At 63.6% G+C, this 21907-nt stretch carries 23 protein-coding genes; 9 read left to right on the top strand and 14 right to left on the bottom strand.

All coding sequences use genetic code 11. The annotated features are described in order from the left end of the window. Positions 1-2 precede the first annotated feature (2 nt). A complete protein-coding gene (locus tag AC27VQ_RS09135; RefSeq protein ID WP_488716034.1) occupies positions 3-1004 on the bottom strand; it encodes a polysaccharide deacetylase family protein in 1002 nt (333 codons plus the stop codon). Between the two features lie 151 nt (positions 1005-1155). On the opposite strand from AC27VQ_RS09135, the gene AC27VQ_RS09140 reads away from it, so the two are divergent. The 3 genes from AC27VQ_RS09140 (at position 1156) to der (ending at position 3982) form a co-directional block, all read left to right on the top strand. Next, entirely contained in the window at positions 1156-1752 is a 597-nt protein-coding gene (locus AC27VQ_RS09140; RefSeq protein ID WP_488716035.1) for an NnrU family protein, read from the top strand. Positions 1753-1842: 90 nt separating this feature from the next. Then, entirely contained in the window at positions 1843-2514 is a 672-nt protein-coding gene (locus tag AC27VQ_RS09145) for a tetratricopeptide repeat protein (protein WP_488716036.1), read from the top strand. 37 nt (positions 2515-2551) lie between these two features. Beyond that, on the top strand, positions 2552-3982 hold the full coding sequence (gene der / locus AC27VQ_RS09150) for a ribosome biogenesis GTPase Der (RefSeq protein WP_421591946.1): 1431 nt from the start codon (positions 2552-2554) through the stop codon (positions 3980-3982). A gap of 103 nt (positions 3983-4085) precedes the next feature. Here the strand turns inward: der and AC27VQ_RS09155 are convergent, their stop codons facing one another. The 4 genes from AC27VQ_RS09155 to AC27VQ_RS09170 form a co-directional block, all read right to left on the bottom strand. Further along, complete coding sequence (locus AC27VQ_RS09155; protein WP_488716037.1) at positions 4086-4892, bottom strand: AraC family transcriptional regulator; 807 nt, start codon at positions 4890-4892, stop codon at positions 4086-4088. Between the two features lie 65 nt (positions 4893-4957). Beyond that, the gene (locus AC27VQ_RS09160) at positions 4958-5509 is read right to left on the bottom strand and encodes a YbhB/YbcL family Raf kinase inhibitor-like protein (protein ID WP_488716038.1); all 552 of its coding nucleotides are present in this window, start codon (positions 5507-5509) and stop codon (positions 4958-4960) included. A 98-nt stretch (positions 5510-5607) separates the two neighbouring features. Beyond that, positions 5608-6522, bottom strand: coding sequence for a sugar kinase (locus tag AC27VQ_RS09165; RefSeq protein ID WP_488716039.1), 915 nt, complete (start codon positions 6520-6522; stop codon positions 5608-5610). Between the two features lie 114 nt (positions 6523-6636). Beyond that, positions 6637-7641 carry an Ldh family oxidoreductase gene (locus AC27VQ_RS09170; RefSeq protein WP_488716040.1) on the bottom strand — a complete coding sequence of 335 codons (1005 nt, stop codon included), beginning with the start codon at positions 7639-7641 and terminating at the stop codon, positions 6637-6639. Between the two features lie 150 nt (positions 7642-7791). Here AC27VQ_RS09170 and bglA point away from each other — a divergent pair, with 150 nt between their 5' ends. The 3 genes from bglA to AC27VQ_RS09185 are packed head-to-tail and all read left to right on the top strand — an operon-like array spanning position 7792 to position 10047. Continuing rightward, positions 7792-9435: a beta-galactosidase BglA gene (gene bglA, locus AC27VQ_RS09175; RefSeq protein WP_488716041.1), complete on the top strand. Its 1644-nt coding sequence runs from the start codon at positions 7792-7794 to the stop codon at positions 9433-9435. 56 nt (positions 9436-9491) lie between these two features. Further along, positions 9492-9755, top strand: coding sequence for a type II toxin-antitoxin system ParD family antitoxin (locus AC27VQ_RS09180; protein WP_488716042.1), 264 nt, complete (start codon positions 9492-9494; stop codon positions 9753-9755). Beyond that, entirely contained in the window at positions 9748-10047 is a 300-nt protein-coding gene (locus AC27VQ_RS09185) for a type II toxin-antitoxin system RelE/ParE family toxin (protein WP_488716043.1), read from the top strand. The genes AC27VQ_RS09180 and AC27VQ_RS09185 overlap by 8 nt, the downstream gene beginning before the upstream one ends. Positions 10048-10049: 2 nt before the next feature. Here the strand turns inward: AC27VQ_RS09185 and ade are convergent, their stop codons facing one another. Together ade and AC27VQ_RS09195 are read right to left on the bottom strand one after the other, a co-directional pair. Further along, positions 10050-11744: an adenine deaminase gene (gene ade / locus AC27VQ_RS09190; protein WP_488716044.1), complete on the bottom strand. Its 1695-nt coding sequence runs from the start codon at positions 11742-11744 to the stop codon at positions 10050-10052. A 63-nt stretch (positions 11745-11807) separates the two neighbouring features. Beyond that, a complete protein-coding gene (locus AC27VQ_RS09195) occupies positions 11808-12677 on the bottom strand; it encodes an aldose 1-epimerase family protein (protein WP_488716045.1) in 870 nt (289 codons plus the stop codon). A gap of 116 nt (positions 12678-12793) precedes the next feature. Between AC27VQ_RS09195 and AC27VQ_RS09200 the strand changes: the two genes are divergently transcribed. Together AC27VQ_RS09200 and AC27VQ_RS09205 are read left to right on the top strand one after the other, a co-directional pair. Beyond that, on the top strand, positions 12794-13201 hold the full coding sequence (locus AC27VQ_RS09200; protein WP_488716166.1) for a thiol-disulfide oxidoreductase DCC family protein: 408 nt from the start codon (positions 12794-12796) through the stop codon (positions 13199-13201). Continuing rightward, complete coding sequence (locus AC27VQ_RS09205) at positions 13198-14820, top strand: saccharopine dehydrogenase family protein (protein WP_488716046.1); 1623 nt, start codon at positions 13198-13200, stop codon at positions 14818-14820. The genes AC27VQ_RS09200 and AC27VQ_RS09205 overlap by 4 nt, the downstream gene beginning before the upstream one ends. 57 nt (positions 14821-14877) lie before the next feature. Here AC27VQ_RS09205 and aptA read toward each other — a convergent pair whose 3' ends face one another. The 7 genes from aptA to AC27VQ_RS09240 all read right to left on the bottom strand — a co-directional run bounded on the left by aptA (position 14878) and on the right by AC27VQ_RS09240 (position 21081). Next, on the bottom strand, positions 14878-16203 hold the full coding sequence (gene aptA / locus AC27VQ_RS09210) for an omega-aminotransferase AptA (protein ID WP_488716047.1): 1326 nt from the start codon (positions 16201-16203) through the stop codon (positions 14878-14880). A gap of 129 nt (positions 16204-16332) precedes the next feature. Continuing rightward, a complete protein-coding gene (locus AC27VQ_RS09215; RefSeq protein ID WP_488716048.1) occupies positions 16333-16551 on the bottom strand; it encodes a hypothetical protein in 219 nt (72 codons plus the stop codon). A gap of 144 nt (positions 16552-16695) precedes the next feature. Next, the gene (locus tag AC27VQ_RS09220) at positions 16696-17034 is read right to left on the bottom strand and encodes an ArsR/SmtB family transcription factor (RefSeq protein ID WP_117366878.1); all 339 of its coding nucleotides are present in this window, start codon (positions 17032-17034) and stop codon (positions 16696-16698) included. 184 nt (positions 17035-17218) lie between these two features. After that, on the bottom strand, positions 17219-17983 hold the full coding sequence (locus tag AC27VQ_RS09225) for a HugZ family pyridoxamine 5'-phosphate oxidase (protein ID WP_488716049.1): 765 nt from the start codon (positions 17981-17983) through the stop codon (positions 17219-17221). A gap of 81 nt (positions 17984-18064) precedes the next feature. Further along, positions 18065-19105, bottom strand: a complete 1041-nt coding sequence (gene choV, locus AC27VQ_RS09230; protein WP_421591959.1) for a choline ABC transporter ATP-binding protein — start codon at positions 19103-19105, stop codon at positions 18065-18067. Beyond that, positions 19105-20019: a choline ABC transporter permease subunit gene (gene choW, locus AC27VQ_RS09235; protein ID WP_488716050.1), complete on the bottom strand. Its 915-nt coding sequence runs from the start codon at positions 20017-20019 to the stop codon at positions 19105-19107. The genes choV and choW overlap by 1 nt, the downstream gene beginning before the upstream one ends. A 102-nt stretch (positions 20020-20121) precedes the next feature. Next, positions 20122-21081, bottom strand: coding sequence for a choline ABC transporter substrate-binding protein (locus AC27VQ_RS09240; protein ID WP_488716051.1), 960 nt, complete (start codon positions 21079-21081; stop codon positions 20122-20124). A 229-nt stretch (positions 21082-21310) separates the two neighbouring features. Here AC27VQ_RS09240 and AC27VQ_RS09245 point away from each other — a divergent pair, with 229 nt between their 5' ends. Continuing rightward, positions 21311-21898, top strand: a complete 588-nt coding sequence (locus AC27VQ_RS09245; protein ID WP_488716052.1) for a thymidine kinase — start codon at positions 21311-21313, stop codon at positions 21896-21898. Positions 21899-21907 lie beyond the last annotated feature (9 nt).

Here is a 21907-nt window from a genome sequence, read left to right on the forward strand (position 1 = left end):
TCTTAAAGGGCGGCTTCGGTCGCCCTTTTCTCTTTGGCGAGAATGTCGAGGGCCTCGGCGTAGCTCACGCAGGCGACATCGCTCTTGCCGCAGGTTTCCGTGAGGAACGTATCGAGCGCACGCCAATAGGCGCCGGCATTCATTTCCACGAAATGGAAGCCGAGCTGGAGGGGCACGCGTTCGCCGGCATACTGCTTGTCGAAAGCGGCGCGATAGGCGGCGAGCGTGCTTTCCTCGAAGGCGGCGCTTTTTTCCGGGTTCTCCTTGCCCTTGGAATGACGGACGTAGAGATTGTAGTCCATGGCGATGACCGGGCGCTGCGCGGTGCCCTCGGGGATCAGCGGCAGGCCGAAGCGCTGGATTTCGCCGCTGGCGACGGGCATGGCCGGCCCCTTGGTCACAAGGCTGGCATCATAGGTGAAGCCGCTCGCTTCCAGCGCCTTGACCAGCCCGCTGCCCGCCGAAAGGTAGGGCGCGCGAAATCCCTTGATGTCCTTTTCGGCAAAATCCTGCCAGCCTGCGGGTTCGCGTTCGCCGACGCCGGCGCTCTGCCAGGCTGACTTCAGCGCCTGCTGGAAGAACGTGAATTCGGCCTTCCAGTCCTCGGCGCTCCATTTGCCGCCGTCGAAATGGCCGCAGGCATGGCTGCCGATGTCGTGGCCCTCAAGCTTTGCCAGCCAGATTTCGCCAAGCCGCAGGATCGTGTCCTCCTTGTCGGGTGCGAAACCGACATTGGAGCGGCCGCGTTTTTCATGCGGCGCCTGGTATTGCGCGCGTTCCGATTTGGGAAAGAGGAAGGTGCAGGAGAGGAAATAGGTGAAATGCGCGCCGGTGCGCTTGGCCATGGCCCGGCTCTTTTCCCACAGCAGATTGTCGTGCGCACCGTCGAAGGAGACGATGACGAGCTGTTTGCGTTTGGCCGGCTCGATCGCGTCATCCTTGGCGAGAACCGGGCCTGCGGCGAGCAGGGCGGCGAGGGGGAGAAGGGAAAATCGAGACAACATGGCTACCCGCGACAATTTGCAAAGGGTCTGTCATCGTTTCGGAATGCGGCAATCCTTTGATGGGCCTTTGATCGGGCTGGAATTGTCGCGCGGTGACGGCTATTCCAGTGGGAACGGCTATCGGGCCGGCCTTTATTCAAGGGATATTTCCATGACGTTGCTGATCGCCGGTCTCGTTCTCTTCATCGCCTCGCATCTTCTGCGCCCCTTCGCGCCGGGCCTGCGCAATGCCGCCATCGCCGCGCTTGGCAAGCCGGGTTGGATGGCGGTGCATGGCATCCTGTCGTTGCTCAGCCTCGCGCTCATTGCTTACGGGTTTGTCGATGCGCGGGAAAACGGCGGCGCGATGCTCTATTCCCCGCCGACCTTCATGGCGCATATCGCGCTGACGCTGATGCTGATCGCCTCGATCTGTCTCGTCGCCGGTTTCCTGCCGGCCGGCCATATCCGCACGAAGCTCAAGTTCCCGATCCTCGTCGCCATCAAGATCTGGGCGCTTGCCCATCTCCTGGCAAACGGCGAGAGCTATTCGGTGCTGCTTTTCGTCACGATCCTCGCCTGGGCCGTCATCCTGCGCATCACGCTGAAGAAGCGCATCGCGGCCGGCGAGACCAGGCTGCCGGTTTTCGTCTCGGCGAAATACGACCTCATCGCCGTCGTCGTCGGTCTCGCGATCTACGCCGTGATCGTGCTCAAGCTGCACGAATTGGTGATCGGCGTCGCTCCGCTGCCCGTATCGATCGGCTGAGCTGGGGCTTTTCGCGCCTGCCCCCTTACAACGCCGTGAAAATGGGGTAGAAGGCGGCAACTCCAATCGTCAGCAAGAGCCGGGCAGGGAATGGTAAATCAGGACGACAGCTTTATCCGCGAGGTGAACGAGGAACTTCGCTCAGACCAGATGCGTCTGGTCTGGAAGCGTTTTGGCCGCATCCTCATCGGCGCCGCCGTCCTCGTCGTTCTCGGCACGATCGGCAAGGTGAGCTACGAATACTGGCGCGACAGCGAGGCGTCGGCCGCCGGCGACAGCTTCCTCGGCGCGCTGACGCTTGCCCGCGAAGGCAAGAACGAAGAGGCGCTTGCTGCCCTGACCGCGCTGGAAAAGGATGGCTTCGGCTCCTATCCGGTGCTGGCCCGCATGCGGTCCGCCTCGCTGCTCGCCGCGACCGACGCGCAGGGCGCCGTCAACGCCTTCACGGCGATTGCCAAGGACAGCGCGGTGCCGGAAGCGTTGCGCGATGCCGCCCGCCTTCGCGCTGCCTATCTTCTGGTCGATACGGGCACCTACGAGCAGGTTTCGGAGGAAGCCGAACAGCTCGCCACGCCGCAGAGCGCGCTTCGCCACTCCGCCCGCGAGGTTCTGGGCCTCTCCGCCTACAAGCACGAGGACTATGCCCGCGCCAAGGAATGGTTCGAGGCTATCATCAACGACAGCGAAAGCCCGCGCAACGTCGCCAACCGCGCGCAGATGCTGCTTGACCTGATCACGGCAAGCGGCAAGCTGTCCTCCTAAAGCCGGCCTTTCGCCGGTCACGAAACGGAAAACGTCCATGAGCTTCACCGTCGCCATTGTCGGACGCCCGAATGTCGGCAAGTCCACCCTGTTCAACAGGCTCGTGGGCAAGAAGCTTGCGCTCGTCGACGACACGCCCGGCGTCACCCGCGACCGCCGCCCCGGCGATGCCAAGCTGATCGATCTGAAATTCCGCATCATCGACACGGCCGGTCTCGAAGAGGCCGCACCGGAGACGCTGCAGGGCCGCATGCGTGCCCAGACGGAAGCGGCGATCGAAGAGGCGGACCTGTCGCTCTTCGTCGTCGATGCCAAGACGGGCCTGACGCCGGTCGATACCGCACTCGCCGACATGCTGCGCCGCAAGGGCAAGCCCGTCGTGCTCGTCGCCAACAAGTCGGAAGCCAAGGGCTCCGACGGCGGTTTCTACGATGCCTACACGCTCGGCCTGGGCGAACCGACACCGATATCCGCCGAACACGGCCAGGGCATGCTCGATCTGCGCGACGCCATCGTCGCGGCGATCGGCGAGGAGCGCGCCTATCCCGAGGACGATGAAGCCGTCACCGATATCGACGTGCGCGCCGAATTGGCCGAAGCGGCGGAAGAGGACGAGGATTTCGAGCCGGAATATGACGAGACGAAGCCGTTGCGCGTCGCCATCGTCGGCCGTCCGAATGCCGGCAAGTCCACGCTGATCAACCGTTTTCTCGGCGAAGACCGTCTTCTGACCGGCCCCGAAGCCGGGATCACGCGCGACTCGATTTCCGTCGAATGGGACTGGAAGGGCCGCACGATCAAAATGTTCGACACGGCCGGCATGCGGCGCAAGGCCCGGGTGCAGGAGAAGCTGGAAAAGCTCTCCGTCGCCGACGGCCTGCGCGCCATCCGCTTTGCCGAGACCGTCGTCATCATGTTCGATGCGACGATCCCCTTCGAGAAGCAGGACTTGCAGATCGTCGATTTCGTGCTGCGCGAAGGCCGCGCTGCTGTGCTCGCCTTCAACAAGTGGGACCTGATCGACGATCCGCAGGCGGTGCTGGCGGATTTGCGCGAAAAGACCGACCGTCTGCTGCCGCAGGCGCGCGGCATCCGCGCCGTGCCGGTTTCCGGCCAGACCGGCCGCGGCCTCGACAAGCTCATGCAGGCCGTCATCGAAACGGACCGCACCTGGAACCGCCGTATCTCCACCGCCAAGCTCAATCGCTGGCTGGATGCGCAGCAGACGCAGCATCCGCCACCGGCCGTTTCCGGCCGCCGCCTGAAGCTGAAATACATGACGCAGGTGAAGGCCCGTCCGCCGGGCTTCATGGTGTCGTGCACACGTCCGGATGCGCTGCCGGAATCCTATATCCGCTACCTAACGAACGGCCTGCGCAACGACTTCAACCTGCCGGGCGTGCCGATCCGCATCCACTTCAAGGCGACGGATAACCCGTTTGCTTCGAAGGCGAAGAAGAAGCGCTGATCTAGAGCATTTCCAGCCGAAGCGAAGTCGCTTCGGCGTCGGATAATGCGGCAAAACAAGAGACTAGAGCATTTCTGGTGAACCAGTGTTCACCAGAAATGCTCTAGGAATCGGGCCGGATGTGTCCGCGGATCGCGCTCGGCGCAAAGCCGAAGCGTGCGCGAAACCGCGCCGCGAAGCGCGATTGCGATTCGTAGCCGACTGCCTCCGCAACGCGCAGGATGGACATGTCGGTGGATTGCAGGAGCTGCATGGCGATCGACATGCGCACATCGATCAGCAAGGACTGGAACGACCATTTCTCTGCCGCAAGCTTGCGCCGCAGCGTTGCCTCGCTGACGCCGAGGGCGTCGCACAGGCGCGCGCTGGCCCAGTCGCGAGCGGGATCGGTGGAGAGGAGATCGCGCACGCGGTCGCTGAAGCCGGCCGGCCGCGGCAGCGCGAAGCGCCCGCCGGCGAGATCGAGCCAGAGCAGGAGTTCGCCCAGCCGGTGACGGGCGATCGCATCGGGAATGCCGCCGGGTTCGACGATCGCCTGTGCGCAATCGGCAAAGGCGCCGTAGAATTCCGCATGCGGAGACAGGACGGGAAAGGCGCGCGGGAAGGGCTGGCCCTGGCCCGATTTTCCGGCAAAGGCGCTGACGGTGTCGGGCTCGAAGGCGATCCAGCGCGCTTCGTAGGCCCGCTCGCCTTCGGCAATATTCATCACGTCGAAGGTCTCGCCCTGGGCGAGCGCGATGCAGCCGCCTGCCGGTACGGCCCATTCCTCCTCGTTGTTGCGCAGGATTTTGGTGCCGCGCTCGACGAGGATCAGGACCGGACGGTTGATCAGGATATTGGCATAGCGAAGCCGGTTATACTGCACGATGCGGGCCGAAGCGCCGATATCGGGGCGTATGGCGATGTTCATCCGGTCCATCCAATGTCTCGCCCGAACCTATCCGTTTTCGACAGGCCCGGGCAAGATGCCTGCGCTCAGCGCTTGCCCTTCGCCGAGATCGTCGCCGTGGCGAGCGCGTTCATGTTGCTGACGAAGCCGACCATGGCGGGCGTGGCATTGTCCGGCACCGGCAGCTTGTCGATGCCCAGCGCCTTCACGGTGATCGTATAATCATGCTCCGGCCCTTCCGGCGGGCAGGCGCCGAGGAAACCGGGCGCGCCCATATCCGTCGGCGTCATGCGCGCGCCATCGGGCAGCTTCGCCTTGCCATTGCCGGCACCGGCGGCAAGCGAATCGGCATCGGCCGGCAGATCGATCACCACCCAGTGCCACCAGCCGGAGCCGGTCGGCGCATCCTTGTCATAGACGGTCACGACGAAGCTCTTGGTGCCCTCCGGCGCGTTCGACCAGCGGATATCGGGTGAGAGGTTTTTGCCGGTGCAGCCCATGATGTCGGAGAACTGCGCTGACTGCACCGTGCCGGAGGCGAAGGCCTCGCTGGTCACGGTGAAATCGGCCGCTTGCGCGGTGAGCGGGCAAAGGGAGAGGGTGGCGGCAAGCGCCGCGATGAAGCGTGACGATGTCATGGATCTTTCCTGTCTTCGATGAGAGGCAGGGGAAGACTAGGATGGATTTCTGCCCGCGTCGGCGCGCAGCCGATCGATTTTGGCGCCGATCCGATCAATCAGCCTTTCGGCAGCTTGTCCTTCGTCACCAGCGCGCCGTGGTGCTGGATGACGGCGGCGGCAACATCGGCGGCGAAGCGGGCTGCCGTCTCAGGGTTATCCTGCACCGCCAGGTGGGCGAGGAATGCACCGTTGAAACTGTCGCCGGCGCTGGTCGTGTCGACGATCGTTTCGACCTCTGCGGAGGGCACATGGCTGCGCCTGTCGCCGAAGACGAGCGTCGCGCCCTTGCTGCCATCCTTCACCACCAAGCCATCCACGCCCAGCGCGCGGTAGCGGGCGATCGTATCCTCCAGCGAGGCATCGCCGAAATGGGTGGTCTCGTCGTCGAGGCTCGGCATGACGAGCGTTGCGGCGCGCGCGCCCTCGGTGATCGTCGCACGCATATAATCCGCATCGTCCCAGAGGCGGGGGCGGATGTTCGGATCGAAGACGACGCGTTTTCCCGCAGCCTTTGCGCGGCGCAGTTCCGCGAGCAATGTCTCGACATCCTCTGCCGGCAGGATCGCCAGCGTGATGCCGGAGAAGACGATGATATCGGAGGCTTCGATGGCGGCGCGCAGCCGGTCGCCATCGTGCGCCAGAAGCTTTGCGGCCGAAACCGAGCGCCAGTAGGAGAAGCTGCGCTCGCCCTTGTCGAGATGGATCATATAGAGGCCGGGCGAGCGGCCTTCGATACCGGCGATGGTTTGCGTGCCGATGCCGTGTCCGGCGATGAAGGCGCGCATCTCGTCGGAAATCCTGTCGACGCCGATGGCGGAGAAATAATCGACATGCCAATCGGCCGGCAGATACTGGCGGGCATAATAGGCGGTGTTGAACGTGTCGCCGGCGAAGCTCTTGCGCATCAGGCCGCCCTCGGCCTGCATCAGTTCCACCATGCACTCGCCAATCGAGAGCAACCGTCCTGCCATATCGAAAATCCCCCGCTAGAGCATTTCCAGCCGAAGCGGCATCGCTTCGGCGTCGGACAATGCGTAAACAAGAAACTAGAAAGCTTTCGGCGAACCGCAGGTCGCCGGAAGCTTCTAATTCCGCCGGAAAGAGGAAATACTATCAAAGAGTTGGCGGGGCAAGCGGATGCCTGCGGTTTCCGCCGTTCGCTGTCGCTTCACGCGGTCCAGGCCGGGAACGTGGACATTATAGTCAGCCGAAAGCCGCCTGGCCTGCTCTGAAAGCCGGGCCGAAAAATGATCGGCAAAGAGCTGCGGCGAGAGCGCCAGCACGAAGAGTCCGACCCCCGGCGATGTCTCGCCCGCCTGGAAATCCGCGGCATCGAGCGACCAGTTGCCGCCTGCAAGGCCCGCGGCGAGCACCTCGACCATGAGGGCGATATTGGCACCGCGGCTGCCGCCGAAGGCGACGAGCGCGCCCTGCATGGCGGCGAAGGGATCGGTCGTCGGCTGTCCGTCCTGATCCACGGCCCAGCCGTCCGGGATGGCGACCCCACGGGCGGCCGCATCGCGGACATTGACCAGCGCCGTGGCGCTCGACGACTGGTCGATCAGCAGAATATCGCCCCCCTCCAGCGGCGCGGCAAAGGCGAGCGGGTTGGTGCCGTAAACCGGGGTGCGGCTGCCCGCACCGGCCAGCACGGCGTGGCTGTTGGTCGCGGCGATCGCGACGAGGCCGTCGGTTGCGAGGCTTGCGGCATACCAGCCGAGTTCGCCGGTCGTATAGCTGTTGCAGACGGTGAAGACCGCGATGCCGAAGGTTTTCGCCTTGGAGGCCAGCTCTTCCCGGGCAATCGAAAAGCCGTGCTGCGCCACCCCGCCCATTGCATCGCATTTCAGGATGGCCGGCACCGGCGACGTGATCTGTGGTTCGGCCTTTCCGGCGATCCTGCCATCCACGAGGCTTCTAAGATAGTCTGTCAGGTGGGCGAAACCGACCGCTGGCTTGCCCGCCGTCTCGGCCTCGACGGTTGCCTGCGCGAGTGCGATCGCTGCCGGTTCGGCCATGCCGACACGCATCAGCGCCGTCTTCGCCAGTTCGATTGCTTCGCGCGGGGAAAGGGTGACGTCATCGGCCATGCGATCAACCTTCTCTATGGAATTTGCCGGCATCATTCAGGCGCGGGCCTGCTTCGTCAACCTTCGAAAAATCAGGGCACCGGCCGTTTACGCCCTCATGCCCCCGCGTTACATCTTCGTACGACACATTGGAAAACGGAGCAGCAACGCATGGCGAAGTCCCCCAAGAAAGCCGACGACTGGTGGCGTGGCGCGGTCATCTACCAGGTCTATCCGCGCTCGTTTCAGGACACGACCGGCGACGGCATGGGGGATCTTCGCGGCATCACCAGGCGGCTCGGGCACATCGCCTCGCTCGGCGTCGACGCGATCTGGCTCTCGCCGTTCTTCAAGTCGCCGATGGGCGACATGGGCTATGACGTCTCGGATTATTGCGATGTCGATCCGATGTTCGGCACGCTCGCCGATTTCGATGTGATGCTGGCGGAAGCCCACAAGCTCGGCATCAAGATCATCATCGACCAGGTGATTTCGCATACCTCCGACCAGCATCCGTGGTTTGTCGAGAGCCGCTCCAGCCGCACGAACCCCAAGGCCGACTGGTATGTCTGGGCCGATCCGAAGCCGGATGGCACGGCGCCGAACAACTGGCTGTCGATCTTCGGCGGGCCGGGCTGGGAATGGGACGGCGTGCGCAAGCAATATTACATGCACAACTTCCTGATTTCGCAGCCGGACCTCAATTTCCACAATCCGGATGTGCAGGACGCGCTTTTGAAGACCGTGCGCTTCTGGCTCGACCGCGGCGTGGACGGCTTCCGGTTGGATACCGTGAATTTCTATTTCCACGACAAGAAGCTGCGCGACAACCCGCCCCACGAGCCGGACCCCGACGGCATCGGCCTCGATGCGCCCGACGTAAACCCCTACGGCATGCAGACGCATCGCTACGACAAGACGCAGCCGGAAAACGTCGCCTTCCTCAAGCGTTTCCGCTCGTTGCTGGACGAATACGAGGGCCGGATGACGGTTGGCGAGGTGGGCGACGGTGCACGCTCGCTGAAGACGGTCGCCGAATACACTGGTGGCGGCGACAAGCTCAACATGTGCTACACGTTCGACCTGCTGGGACCGGATTTCACCGCTGAGCATGTGCGCAAATGCGTGCAGAGTTTCCAGCGCGCGGTGACGGACGGCTGGGTCTGCTGGGCCTTTTCCAACCATGACGTGAACCGCCATGTCAGCCGCTTCATCCAGGTGCCGGAGGAACGCGAGCGCGTCGCCAAGCTCGCTGTCACGCTGCTCTCCACGCTGCGCGGCTCGATCTGCCTCTACCAGGGCGAAGAACTCGGCCTCACCGAAGCGGATCTCGCCTTCGAGGACCTGCGCGACCCCTACGGCATCCGCTTCTGGCCGGCCTTCAAGGGCCGCGACGGGTGCCGCACGCCGATGCCCTGGAACCACAGCGAGGCCCATGCGGGCTTCAGCACGGGCAAACCCTGGCTGCCGGTGCCGGAAGATCACGCCCGCCATGCCGTCGATACGCAGGAAAAGATCGCCGGTTCCGTGCTCAACCACTACCGCGCCACGCTCGCCTTCCGCAGGGAGCACGATGCGCTGCACGACGGCGACATGGCCTTCTTGAATTCCAACCAGGACATCCTCGCCTTCACCCGGGAAAAGGGTGGCGAAAAGCTGCTCTTCGTCTTCAACCTGACGCGGGAAAAGGCGGAATTCGTGCCGGCGAAATCGCTGAAACTCGGTGAGCCACTGCCGGTGCCGGGTTTTGGCGCGAAGCTCAAGAACGGCGCTATCGAACTGGATGGGCTGGATATGGCCTGCGTTCGGCTGTGAGGTTGCGGGTTTAGACGGCCGATAGTATCATAAAGTGATATTTTCGGAGGTTGACCATGGCATCCAGCTATACGCTCGGCAATCACTATGAATCCTTCGTGCGTGATCTCCTCGCCACCGGTCGGTATGCCAGTGCGAGTGAGGTATTGCGTGATGGTCTGCGCCTGCTGGAAGACCGCGAGAAGCAGCGTGAAGCCAAGATTGCCGCCTTGAAGGAGGCTGTTCAGGAAGGGTTGGAAAGCGGCGCGGCCGCTCCGCTCAACATGGACTCGATTAAAGCGCGAGCACGGGCGGAGCGTGCAAAGGCCGGCCGTGCGTGAGGTCGTCCGTCTTCCGCGGGCGGAAGAAGACCTGTTGCAGATCTGGGGATACATCGCAGATGATAGCGAAACAGCCGCGGACCGTCTTCTCGATCGGTTTGCGGACGTTGCGCGAAAACTCGCAAGCCACCCCGAGGCAGGCCGATCACGCTCTGAACTAGCGGATGGTATCCGTAGTTTCCTCGTTGGAAACTACGTCCTTTTTTATAGTGCCACGCCGTCGCAACTTGTCGTCGTGCGTGTCCTGAGCCGCTATCTCGATATCGACGAGAATGATTTCGGCGCGGGTTGATCTCACCCGATCAGCGCAAACTTGTCCACATCCACCATCCCCCGATCCGAAATCTTCAGATGCGGAATAACGGGCAGCGGCAGGAAGGCGAGCTGGAGGAAGGGTTCTTCCAGCGTGGCGCCGAGTGCGAAGGCGGCTTGGCGGAGATGGTGCAGGGTGTCGCGCACGCTCTCATAGGGCTCGAGGCTCATCAGGCCGGCGACGGGGAGCGCGATCTCGCCCGTGACCTTGCCGTCTTCCACCACCACGAAGCCGCCCTTGATCTCGCCGAGCCGGTTGGCGGCGCGCGCCATGTCGTCCTCGTCCACGCCGACGACGCAGATATTGTGGCTGTCATGGCCGACGGTCGAGGCGATGGCGCCTTTCTTCAAACCGAAACCCTGCACGAAACCATTGGCATGGTTGCCATTCTTGCCGTGGCGTTCGATGACGGCGACCTTGATGATATCTTGCGCGAGATCGACAGATGTCTGATTGCCGCGCGCCGGCAGGCTATAGCGGCGGTGCTCGGTGATGATCTTGCCCGGCAGAACGCCGATGACGGGTGTTTCGCCGTCAGTGACGGGCACGGCGAAATGCGCGGCATTAACCGGCCGCGCCTTCACACTGTCGAGACCGACGGGGGCGACGGATTTGCGGGTGGCGAAGAGCGCGTCGTCCACCTTGCGGCCGGCTGAGAACACCATCTCCGCCTTGCAGTTTTCCAGCGTGTCGATGACGACGATGTCGGCCCGCCAGCCGGGCGCGACAAGACCACGATCGCTGAGGCCGAAAGCCTTGGCGGCGGAGATGGAAGCGGCGCGATAAACGGCGAGCGGCGCGCGGCCGTGGCCGATCGCGGTGCGGATCATGTAATCGAGATGGCCCTGTTCGGCAATGTCGAGCGGGTTGCGGTCATCCGTGCAGAGCGCGATGAAGGGCGAGAGGCGTTCGGTGATGATGGGGAGCAGGGCGTGCAGGTCCTTGGAGACGGAGCCCTCGCGCACGAGAATGTGCATGCCCTTGCGGATCTTCTCCAGTGCCTCTTCGGCGCTCGTGCATTCATGCTCGGTGCGGATGCCGGCCGAGAGATAGCCGTTGAGGTCGTTGCCGCGCAGAAGCGGTGCGTGGCCGTCGATATGGCCGCCCTGAAAGGCCTCGAGCTTGGCGAGACAGACGGGATCCTTGTGGATGACACCCGGAAAATTCATGAATTCGGCAAGGCCGATGACCTTGGGATGGTGGCGGAAGGGCAAGAGGCGCTCGATCGGAAGATCGGCGCCCGAGGTCTCCAGATGCGTCGCCGGCACGCAGCTCGACAGCTGCACGCGGATGTCCATGATGGTTTCCAGCGCGCTGTCCAGGAAGAATTCGATGCCTTCGCTGCCCAGCACATTGGCGATCTCATGCGGATCGCAGATGACGGTCGTCACGCCATAGGGCAGCACGCAGCGGTCGAATTCATGCGGCGTGACCAGCGAGGATTCGATGTGCAGATGGGTATCGATGAAGCCGGGCACGACGATGCGGCCGGTGATGTCGATTTCCGTGCGGCCGATATAGGGGCCGCAGGTGCCGACGATGCGCTCGCCTGAAATCGCGATGTCCGAGGCGACGAGTTCGCCAGTCACGAGATCGAAGAATTGCCCGCCCTTGAGCACGATGTCGGCGGGCTCCCGGCCGGTTCCCTGATCGATGTAGCGTTCCAAATCGGCCATGGCGATGTCTCCCGAATCCTTTTCAAAAGACTCTAGCGACGTCCCGGCGAGAAGAAAGGCCGATCAGCCGGGAAAGGTGACGGAGAAGGCGAAACGGCGGCTTTCTCCGGGGAGAAGCACCGTCGTGAAGGGACGGTCGCGCAATTCGCGCGACCCGCCGAATTCCGCCGCTGTGCCGTGCCAGGGTTCGATGCAAAGGAAGGGCGCGCCGGGTTTTGTCCAGAGCGCGAGGTTCGGCAGGTTGTCGAACCGGAATTTCAGGGCCGGGCCACCTTCGGCGGCATAGGTGAGGCCGTCACCCGCCCCCTCGGGAAAAACCATGGCATCGTCGAGGAACTGATCCTGCGCCAGCACCAGCCTCCCTCTGTCGAAGGGGGAGGGCGTGCGGCTTGTCGAGAGCAATCCTTTTTCCAGCGGCTGGCGCTTCGGCTCGCCGGCATTGTCGAGCGTCACGGTGTGCGGTTTTCCCGTGCCGCCGGGCAGCGGCCAGAGAAAGGCGGGATGATAGCCGAAGCCGAAGGGCATGGGTGTGTCGCCGCGGTTTTCCACCTTGGAGGCCACGGTCAGCGTCCGGCCGTCGAGACTGTGCTCGACGGTAAGCCCGAAGTCGAAGGGATAGATGGCCCGCGTTTCATCGGAGGCTTCGAGCCCATAGCGGCAGGCGGTTTCCGTCGTGCTCTCAAGCGCAAATTCCCGCCGCCGGGCAAAGCCGTGCTGGGCCATCGCATAGGCCGTCCCGTCGATCAGGAGCGTATCGTCAGGCGCCTTGCCGACGATGGGGAAGAGCACCGGCGAGCGGCCGGTCCAGAAGGCGGCGTCGCCGTTCCAGAGCCAGGCCTTGCCGTCCCTCGTGGTGATCGACTGCATTTCGGCGCCAAGCGAGGAGACTTCGACCGAAAGGTCGGCATTGGCAATGCGGGTGAGGCTCGGCATCGAATCTCCTTTCACGGACTATTGTCCCAGTCTAGCGCGGATCGCTGGGTTTTGCGCGCCAGCTGTGGGGGAATTCGGTTGATAGCACCGGAGCGCCGAAATAGGATGACGGCATGATGCAAGACGACAAGGCGGGGCCGATCATCGTTTTCGATGCAGAGTGCATTCTCTGCTCGGCCAATGCGCAATTCGTGCTGCGGCATGATCGCGCCCGCCGCTTCCGCCTCGCGTCCATGCAGAAGGCCACGGGCGCGGCGCTCTACCGCCGTTTCGGCATCGATCCGGCCAATCCGGAAAGCCTGATCATCGTCGATGGCGATACCGTGCTGAAGGACAGCGACGCGGTGCTGGCGATCTATGCCGGCCTCGGCTGGCCGTGGAAGGCCATTGCCGTGCTGCGGTTCGTTCCCCGCTTTCTGCGCCATCCCGCCTATCGCTGGCTGGCGCGCAATCGCTACCGCATCTTCGGGCGGCGCGAAACCTGCTGGGTGCCGTCGCCCGGCGATGCAGATCGTGTGCTTTGAGAAGCGTCGTCGTTCTCGGCGGTTACGGTGGGTTCGGCGCTCGTCTCTGCCGGCGGCTGGCGGCGGATGGCTGGGCGGTGCTGGTGGCTGGGCGCAATCGCGAAGCCGCCGAGCGCCTTGCGGCGGAATTGCCCCAGGCGCAGGCGCTGGTGGCCGACCGGAACGGCGACCTGCGACCCGTGCTCACGGCGCATCGTCCCTTTCTCCTGATCGATGCGGCCGGGCCGTTTCAGGGCAGCAGCTATCGCGTCGTTGAAGCCTGCATCGCCTGCGGCGTGCACTATGTCGATCTCGCCGACGCCCGCGATTTCGTCAGCGGCATCGCCCGGCTGGATGCGGCGGCGCGGGCGGCCAACGTCATTGTCATCTCCGGCGGATCGAGCGTTCCGGCCCTTTCCGGCGCGGTCATTGCCGCGCTGTGCAAGGATATGGTTGAAGTACGCTCAATCGAGATGGCGATCAGCGCTTCGAACCGTGCGACGGCGGGCGTATCGGTGGCTGCGGCGATCCTGAGTTATGTCGGCCAGCCGCTCCGCCTGTGGCGTGCCGGACGCTGGCGTGAGGAGACCGGCTGGCACCGGCTGCGGCGGGAGCGTTTCGAGGTGCCAGGCCGCAAGCCGATCCGCCGGCTGGTGGCGCTTGCCGATGTGCCGGATCATACGATCGTGCCGGAAACCGTTCCCGGCCGCCCGGCGACGATTTTTCGCGCGGGGCCGGAATTCGCGTTTCAGCTTCTTACACTCTGGCTGCTCAGTTGGCCGGTAAAATGGCACTGGCTCGCAACGCTGTCGCCCTTCGCGAAATGGCTGCTGCCGCTACAAGGCCTGAGCGCGCGTTTCGGCTCGGATCGCTCTGCCATGGCGATCGAAGTGAAGGGATGGGGCGCGGATGGCGCGCGGGTGCGGCGCTGGACGCTGATTGCCGAAGAGGGAGACGGTCCGGAAATCCCGACTATTGCCGCCCATGTTTTGGCCAATGCCATTGCCGCGGGCACGCTCGCGCCGGGGTCACGCCATGCGGCGGGCGCGGTTGCACTGGAGGATTTCGAACCGCATTTTTCGCGGCTGGCGATTGCCCATGTGGTGGAGGACAGGCCCTATGTGCCGCTCTATCGGCGCGTGATCGGCCCGGATTACGATCGTCTGCCGGAGCCGGTCCGCGGCATGCATGATGTCATCGGCGATGGCGGCGCTGCCGGGCGCGGGCGGGTCCGGCGCGGCCGCTCGCTGCTGGCCCGGCTGGTCTGCGCGGTCATGCGCTTTCCGCCGGAGGGTGAACATGATCTGCACGTCGCTTTCGAGGAACGCGACGGGGTGGAGCGCTGGACGCGGGATTTTGCCGGCAAGTGCTTTTCAAGCGAACTCAGCCAGTCCGGTACGCGCCTTGTCGAACGCTTCGGCCCGATGCGGTTTTCCTTCGATCTGCCATGCGATGAACACGGCCTGACGATGGTGATGCGCGGCTGGTTCGTCTTCGGTGTTCCCATGCCGCTTTGGCTTGCGCCGAGAAGCGAGGCGCGGGAATGGGCGGAGGATGAGGATTTCTGCTTCGATGTGCCCATCGCCTTGCCCGGCATCAGCACGGTCGTACACTATTCCGGCCGTCTGCGCCGGCTTTGATTGCGCAAACGAAAATGGCGGCCGAAGCCGCCATTTCCCTGGTCCTGAAATATCGGATCAGATGTTGTTCTGCAGGACTTCGCGCAGCTTGCCGAACAACTCGTCGATCTCATGCTTCTCGATGATCAGTGGCGGAGACAGCGCGATGATGTCGCCCGTCGTGCGGATCAGCAGGCCCTTCTCATAGGCCTTGAGGAAGGCGTTGAAGGCGCGCTTGGTCGGCTCGCCGGCGATCGGCGAAAGCTCGACCGCGCCGATCAGGCCGACATTTCTGATGTCGATGACATTGGGGCAATCCTTCAGCGAATGCAGGCCGTCTTCCCAATAGGAAGCGAGTTCGGCGGCACGGGTGAGCAGGCCTTCTTCCTTGTAGGTGTCGAGCGTGCCGAGTGCGGCGGCGCAGGCGATCGGGTTGCCGGAATAGGTATAGCCGTGGAAGAACTCGATCATGTGCTCCGGGCCGTTCATGAACGTGTCGTGGATTTCCGACGTCACGAAGACGGCGCCCATCGGGATCACGCCGTTGGTCAGGCCTTTGGCGGTGGTGATGATGTCGGGCTTCACATCGAAATACTGTGCGGCGAAGGGGGCGCCGAGGCGGCCGAAACCGGTGATGACTTCGTCGAAGATCAGGAGGATGCCGTGCTGCGTGCAGATTTCGCGCAGCTTCTGGAGATAGCCTTTCGGCGGGATGAGCACGCCGGTGGAGCCGGCGACCGGCTCGACGATGACGGCGGCGATGGTGGAGGCGTCATGCAGCGTGATGATGCGCTGCAATTCGCTGGCGATGTCGCCGCCATGCTCCGGCTCGCCGCGCGAAAACGCGTTCTTGTCCGGGAAATGCGTGTGCGGCATGTGGTCGACGCCGGTCAGAAGCGTGCCGAACATCTTGCGGTTCGAGACGATGCCGCCGACGGAGATGCCGCCGAAATTGACACCGTGATAGCCACGCTCGCGGCCGACCAGGCGGAAGCGCGAGCCGTCGCCCTTGGCGCGGTGATAGGCGAGCGCCACCTTCAGCGCGGTCTCGACCGATTCCGAGCCGGAATTGGTGTAGAGCACGTGGTTCATGCCCTCGGGCGCGATATCGACGAGGCGGTTGGCAAGCTCGAAGGCCTTGGGATGGCCGAGCTGGAAGGCGGGCGCATAGTCGAGCTCGCCCGCCTGTTCGCGGATCGCCTCGGTGATCTTCGGGCGACAGTGACCGGCATTGACGCACCAGAGGCCCGCCGTGCCGTCCAGCACCTGACGGCCGTCATGGGTCGTGTAGTACATGTCCTTGGCGCCGACGAAGAGCCGCGGTTCCTTCTTGAACTGCCGGTTGGCCGTGAACGGCATCCAGAAGGCGCGCAGATCGTTGGGTGTGTTGAGGCGGTTGGACATGCGGTCTCTCCATGGTGTTTGGAATGCCGGGCCAGCCCGGACGGTGATTTTTACCCGATGGTCAAATTATCAAGACGCCCAAGAGCGTCAAGCGATGTTCGCCGGCCGGTCGGGGCGCTTTTTGCGGGCTCAGTCGGCCTTCTCGAAAATCAGTTTCACCACGAATTTGCCGTTGGCTTTTGCCTTGGTCTTGGTCGTCATTTTGACGGGCACGCCGAAATGCGCCTCCGCCTTCGCGATCGCGTCCCGTGCTTCAGCAATGGCGGCCAGATAGGCGCTGTTGTCCCGTTTCGGTTCGTTGACGATGTCGCTGATGAGCGCGTCCATCTCGCTGCGGGATTTGCGCAAAGTCTTGCTCCAAAAATTGCGTGCAGCCGGTCGGCTTTGTCCGGTGTCTTAGCCCGCTTCCGGAATGCCGCGCAACGTAACGTGCCAAAACAAAACGCCCCGGAAGGCGATCCGGGGCGTTGTCGATCGACAGGCTCGGGTCGTTCAGGCGATGCGGAGTTTCTTTTCCGAAGCGCCGTTGCCGGGGGCCTTGTAGATGCGGTCGAGCGCGGCAAGCACGGTCAACACGGCATCCGATTTGCTGGAATAGTAGATCGTCTGGGCGTCACGGCGGGTGGTCACCAGATTCTGCGCACGCAGCTTCGACAGGTGCTGCGAGAGCGCCGACTGGCTGAGGCCGACCTGGCCGGCGAGCGCGCCGACGGCGATCTCGCCCTCGACCAGAACTTTCAGGATCAGGAGACGCTTGGGGTTCGCCATGGCGGAAAGAAAGTCGGATGCAACTTCGGCCTGCGCATGTTCTGCGTCTGAAATTTTGTCCATCTGAAACTCCTTTGGGCGTTTCCGCTTCAAATCATGTGATTTTATGTGAATGCGCTTGTTAGCATATAAACAAAACCTCCCCCATCAAGAGCAAGAAATGGGGGTAGGGCGCACGCATAGCGATAGATGGCCCGTTCTCGACACCGAAAGCGTCCAGCTGGACGGATCGGAAACGCCTGATCTATCAGTTCGCTGCCCTTGTTTCGCGAAGCAAACGCGCAAGCTCGCCGCGCAGTTCCGAGGCCTGATCAAGTTCGCGTGAATATTCCAGCCGCTTCAGTTTGTCGCCGCTTGCAAGGTCTATTCCCGCCGCATCGAGACCGACGATGATCCAGTCGCCATCCTTGGCGCCGCAATAGTGGCGGGCATAGATGCCGGCGGCTTCCGCGTGATCGCTGTTCATGTGCTCGATGGCGCCGGTCTCCATTTCGGCGAGTGCGCCGCGGGCGGCGGAGCGAATCAGCAGGTCCTCGGCCGTCAGAATAAAAGCCTTGCCGAAGCCGCCGTTGAGATGGGCGCGCAGCGGCACGAGGCGGAAGAAGGCGAAGTCGGGGAAATCGACATAGAGCTTTGCCTTGGGGTGGCGGCGCACGAAGCGTTCGCGCAGTGCCGCATGGGCGTCGCTGTCGCGAGCGACCTCTTCGGCTTCGCAGATCACGGTAAGGCGCGGATGGGCGAGCGGATCGCCCTTGCCGGGCTCGCCGGCCAGCAGCGAAGCGCGCGGGTCGGCGCGCAGCGCCTGCGTATGCACGGACAGTGCCGAGACGAGGATGACGGGCGTGCCGTCCGTGTCGGTGCCGGTCAGCGTGCGGCTGGCGAAGGGCATGCCGGTTTCCGGCTCGAGCACGGCGAGCGCGCAGCTGCGGGCGGAGCGCAGCAGGGTGCGGGCGAGGCGGCGCGCCTCGTCGTCTGTTTCGCGCAGCACGCTCGGCTTGTCCTTCTCGCTCATCTCGTTCTCCCGGTCTTCGCAATGAAAAAGGCAGCGCCCGTTTCGAGGCGCTGCCTTATCTAATCCGATTGGGGTGGGCTGTCAGCCGCGGCGGCGGTGCCGCGTCAGTCCGTTCACGATATCCTGTGCGTTGATCGTGCCGATGACCGTGCCATTGTCGACCACGCCGACATTGCCGGGCGTGCGCGACATGGCGTCAAGGATGTCGACGAGCGGGGTCTGGGCGGTCGCCGTCGCCGTCACGCCGCCATTGGCGGAGGCGCCGTGCTGCATGACGTCGGCGGCGGTCAGCATGTTGATCGGGTTCATGTTCTGCACGAAATCCGCGACATACTGGTTGGCCGGGTTCTTCACGATCTCCTGCGGCGTGCCGCACTGGATGATGCGCCCGCCTTCCATGATGGCGATGCGGTTGCCGATGCGGAAGGCCTCGTCGAGATCGTGGCTGACGAAGATGATGGTCTTCTTCAGCCGGCGCTGGAACTCCAGGAGCTCGTCCTGAAGACGCGTGCGGATCAGCGGATCGAGCGCCGAGAACGGTTCGTCCATCAAGAGGATCGGTGCGCCCGTCGCGAAGGCGCGGGCGAGGCCGACGCGCTGCTGCATGCCGCCCGAGAGTTCGTTGACCTTGCGGTTCGCCCACTTGCCGAGATTGACGAGTTCCAGCTGTTCGGCGACACGCGCCTTGCGCTCGGCCTCGGGCACATTGGCCAATTCGAGGCCGAAGCCGACATTGTCGGCGACCGTGCGCCAGGGCAGGAGCGCGAACTGCTGGAACACCATGGAGACGGTGTGCATGCGGAAGTCGCGCAGTGCTTTCGGCGTGGTCGCATAGGGATTGACGAAGCTGCTGCCGGCTTTCACCTGCACCTCGCCGCGCACCACGGGGGCAAGCCCGTTGACGGCGCGCAGCAGCGTCGACTTGCCGGAGCCCGACAGGCCCATCAGCACGAGGATCTCGCCCTCGGTGATCGACAGCGTGGCGTCCGCAACGCCGAGCACGAGGCCGGTTTCCGCGCCGATCTCGTCACGCGATTTGCCGGCATCGGCGAGCGCAAGCGCCCTTTGCGGATTGTCGCCGAAGATGATGGAGACGTTCTTGAAGACGACGGATTCGGTCATCATGCGTCTCCATCATCGGAAGAGCGGAAGAGGCGGTCGAGGATGATCGCCAGGATAACGATACAGAGGCCGGCCTCGAAGCCCATGGAGATGTTCACGGTGTTGAGCGCGCGCACCACGGGAACGCCAAGACCCTTGGCGCCGACGAGGGCGGCGATGACCACCATCGACAGCGAGAGCATGATGGTCTGGGTGAGACCGGCCATGATCTGCGGTGTGGCGAAGGGCAGCTCGACCTTGCGCAGCACCTGGCTCGGCGTCGCGCCAAAAGCCTGGGCGGCTTCGACCAGCGACGGCGGCGTCGAGATGATGCCGAGGCGGGTGAGGCGGATCGGCGCGGGGATCGCGAAGATCACGGTGGCGATCAGGCCGGGCACCATGCCGAGACCGAAGAGAATGAGCGCCGGGATCAGGTAGACGAAGGTCGGGATCGTCTGCATCAGGTCGAGCGCGGGCCGCAGGATCGAATAGAACCAGGGGCGACGCGCGGCGGCGATGCCGAGCGGGATGCCGACGACCATGCTGACGCCGGTGGCCGCGAGCACGAGCGCCAGCGTTTCCGTCGTTTCCTTCCAGTAGCCCTGATTCACGATGAGCAGCAGGCCGAGAAAGGTGAAGACGGCGACGCCGATCGAGCGGCGGAAATGCCAGCTGGCGCCCGTGACGAGCACGATGAGGGCGATGGCATAACCGAACTTGCCGCCGGCGGAGGAGAAGGGGCCTTGCAGCAGGAAGAGCACGGCATCGATGCCGGCCTGCAGGAAGACTTTCAGGAAATCGAACAGGCCCTTGCCATTCGTCGTCAGCCAGCTGACGGCTTCCTTGGCGATCGGACCGATCGGAATTTTAGAGACGGTGAGCCAATCCACGGCAGCGAGCCCCAGTCTGGAGGTTGACGATATGCAACAAGCCATTCGCAATTCCGGACAACGAACCGTCCGGGCACGTTTGCTGGAGGTGCACTATCCGGAGAGAAGAAGGGCGGGAAAGTTTCCTTCCCGCCCTATTCTTGCCTGTTAGAGACCAAGCGCGGTTTTGACCGCCGGCAGGGCTTCGCCGCTGCCGTCCTTGGTGGTCACGCCTGACAGCCACGGCTCGATGGCGGCCGGGTTCGCCTTGATCCAGTCGGTCGCTGCGGCCTCCGGATCCTGACCGTCGTTCAGGATCTTGCCCATGACCTGGTTTTCCATTTCCAGCGAGAACTTGAGGTTCTGCAGGAATTTGCCGACATTCGGGCACTCGGTCGTGTAGCCCTTGCGAACGTTGGTATAGACCGTCGCGCCGCCGAAGTTGGGGCCGAAGATCTCGTCGCCGCCGGTCAGATAGGTCAGCTTGAAATTGGCGTTCATCGGATGGGGTTCCCAGCCGAGGAAGACGATCGGCGAGCCGTCGCCCTGCGCGCGGGCGACTTCGGCCAGCATGCCCTGTTCGGAGGATTCGACGACTTCGAAGCCGGTCAGGCCGAACTTGTTGCCCGAGACCATGTCGATGATCAGGCGGTTGCCGTCATTGCCTGGTTCGATGCCGTAGATCTTGGAGCCCAGCGCATCCTTCTGCTTGGCGATGTCGGCGAAATCCTTGATGCCGAGTTCAGCGCCCTTGGCATTGGTCGCGAGCGTGTATTTCGCGCCCTCGAGGTTTTCGCGCACGGTCTCGACCGAGCCGTCGTCGCGGAACGGCTTGATGTCGGCTTCCTGGGTCGGCATCCAGTTGCCGAGGAAGACGTCGATGTCCTTGTTGCTGAGCGAGGTGTAGGTGACGGGAACCGAGAGAACGGTGACTTCCGTCTCGTAGCCGAGGCCCTTCAGGATGACGCTTGCGGTCGCGGTCGTGGAGGTCACGTCCGTCCAGCCGACATCCGAGAACCGGACCTTGCCGCAGCTTTCGGCTTCGGCGGCAGACGCGCCGGCAACGCCGAGTGCGACGACGGAAACGGCGGCGGCAAGCAGGGTCTTCAATGGTGATGCAGTCTTCATTTTATTGCTCCCCTTATAACTGGTGGTTTAGCCAATCATCAAAACGATATGCTTTCAAGCACCTTGGCGTAGCCGGAAGGCCCTGATTGGTCCAATTAATTTCACGCCGGTTCGCAATTTTGCACATGGATGTCGCAAAGGACGGGCCGCGCGGATTTCTGTGGTTTTCCGCCCTTTCCGGCTGGAAAAACGGCCTTTCCCGCGTCATGACGCGGGGACGGAGAAAATCATGGCCAAGCTCTATTTCAGTTACGCGACGATGAACGCGGGCAAGTCGACGCTGCTGTTGCAGGCGTCCTACAACTACCAGGAACGCGGCATGCGCACGGCGATCTTCATCGCCTCCTTCGACGACCGTGCGGGGCAGGGTCGCATCTCCTCGCGGATCGGGCTGACCTCCGATGCCATCGCCTTCGACCATACGGACGATCTCTATCGCCATATCGAGGCGCTCAACGGCGACGGCGGGGGTGAGATCGCCTGCGTCTTCGTCGATGAGGCGCAGTTCCTCTCCGAAGAGCAGGTCTGGCAGCTCGCCCGCGTCGCCGACCGGCTCTCCATTCCCGTCATGGCCTATGGCCTGCGCACGGATTTCCAGGGCAAGCTGTTTCCCGGCTCGAAGGCGCTGCTCGCCATCGCCGACGAAATGCGTGAGGTGCGCACCATCTGCCATTGCGGCCGCAAGGCGACGATGGTCGTCCGGCTCGGCGCCGACGGCGCGGTGGCAAAATCCGGCGCGCAGGTGGAAATCGGCGGCAATGACAAGTACGTTTCCTATTGCCGCCGCCATTGGGACGACATCATGAATGCCGAGTGAGGCGAGGCG

This window comes from Shinella sp. 20P9.1.1, assembly GCF_057798995.1.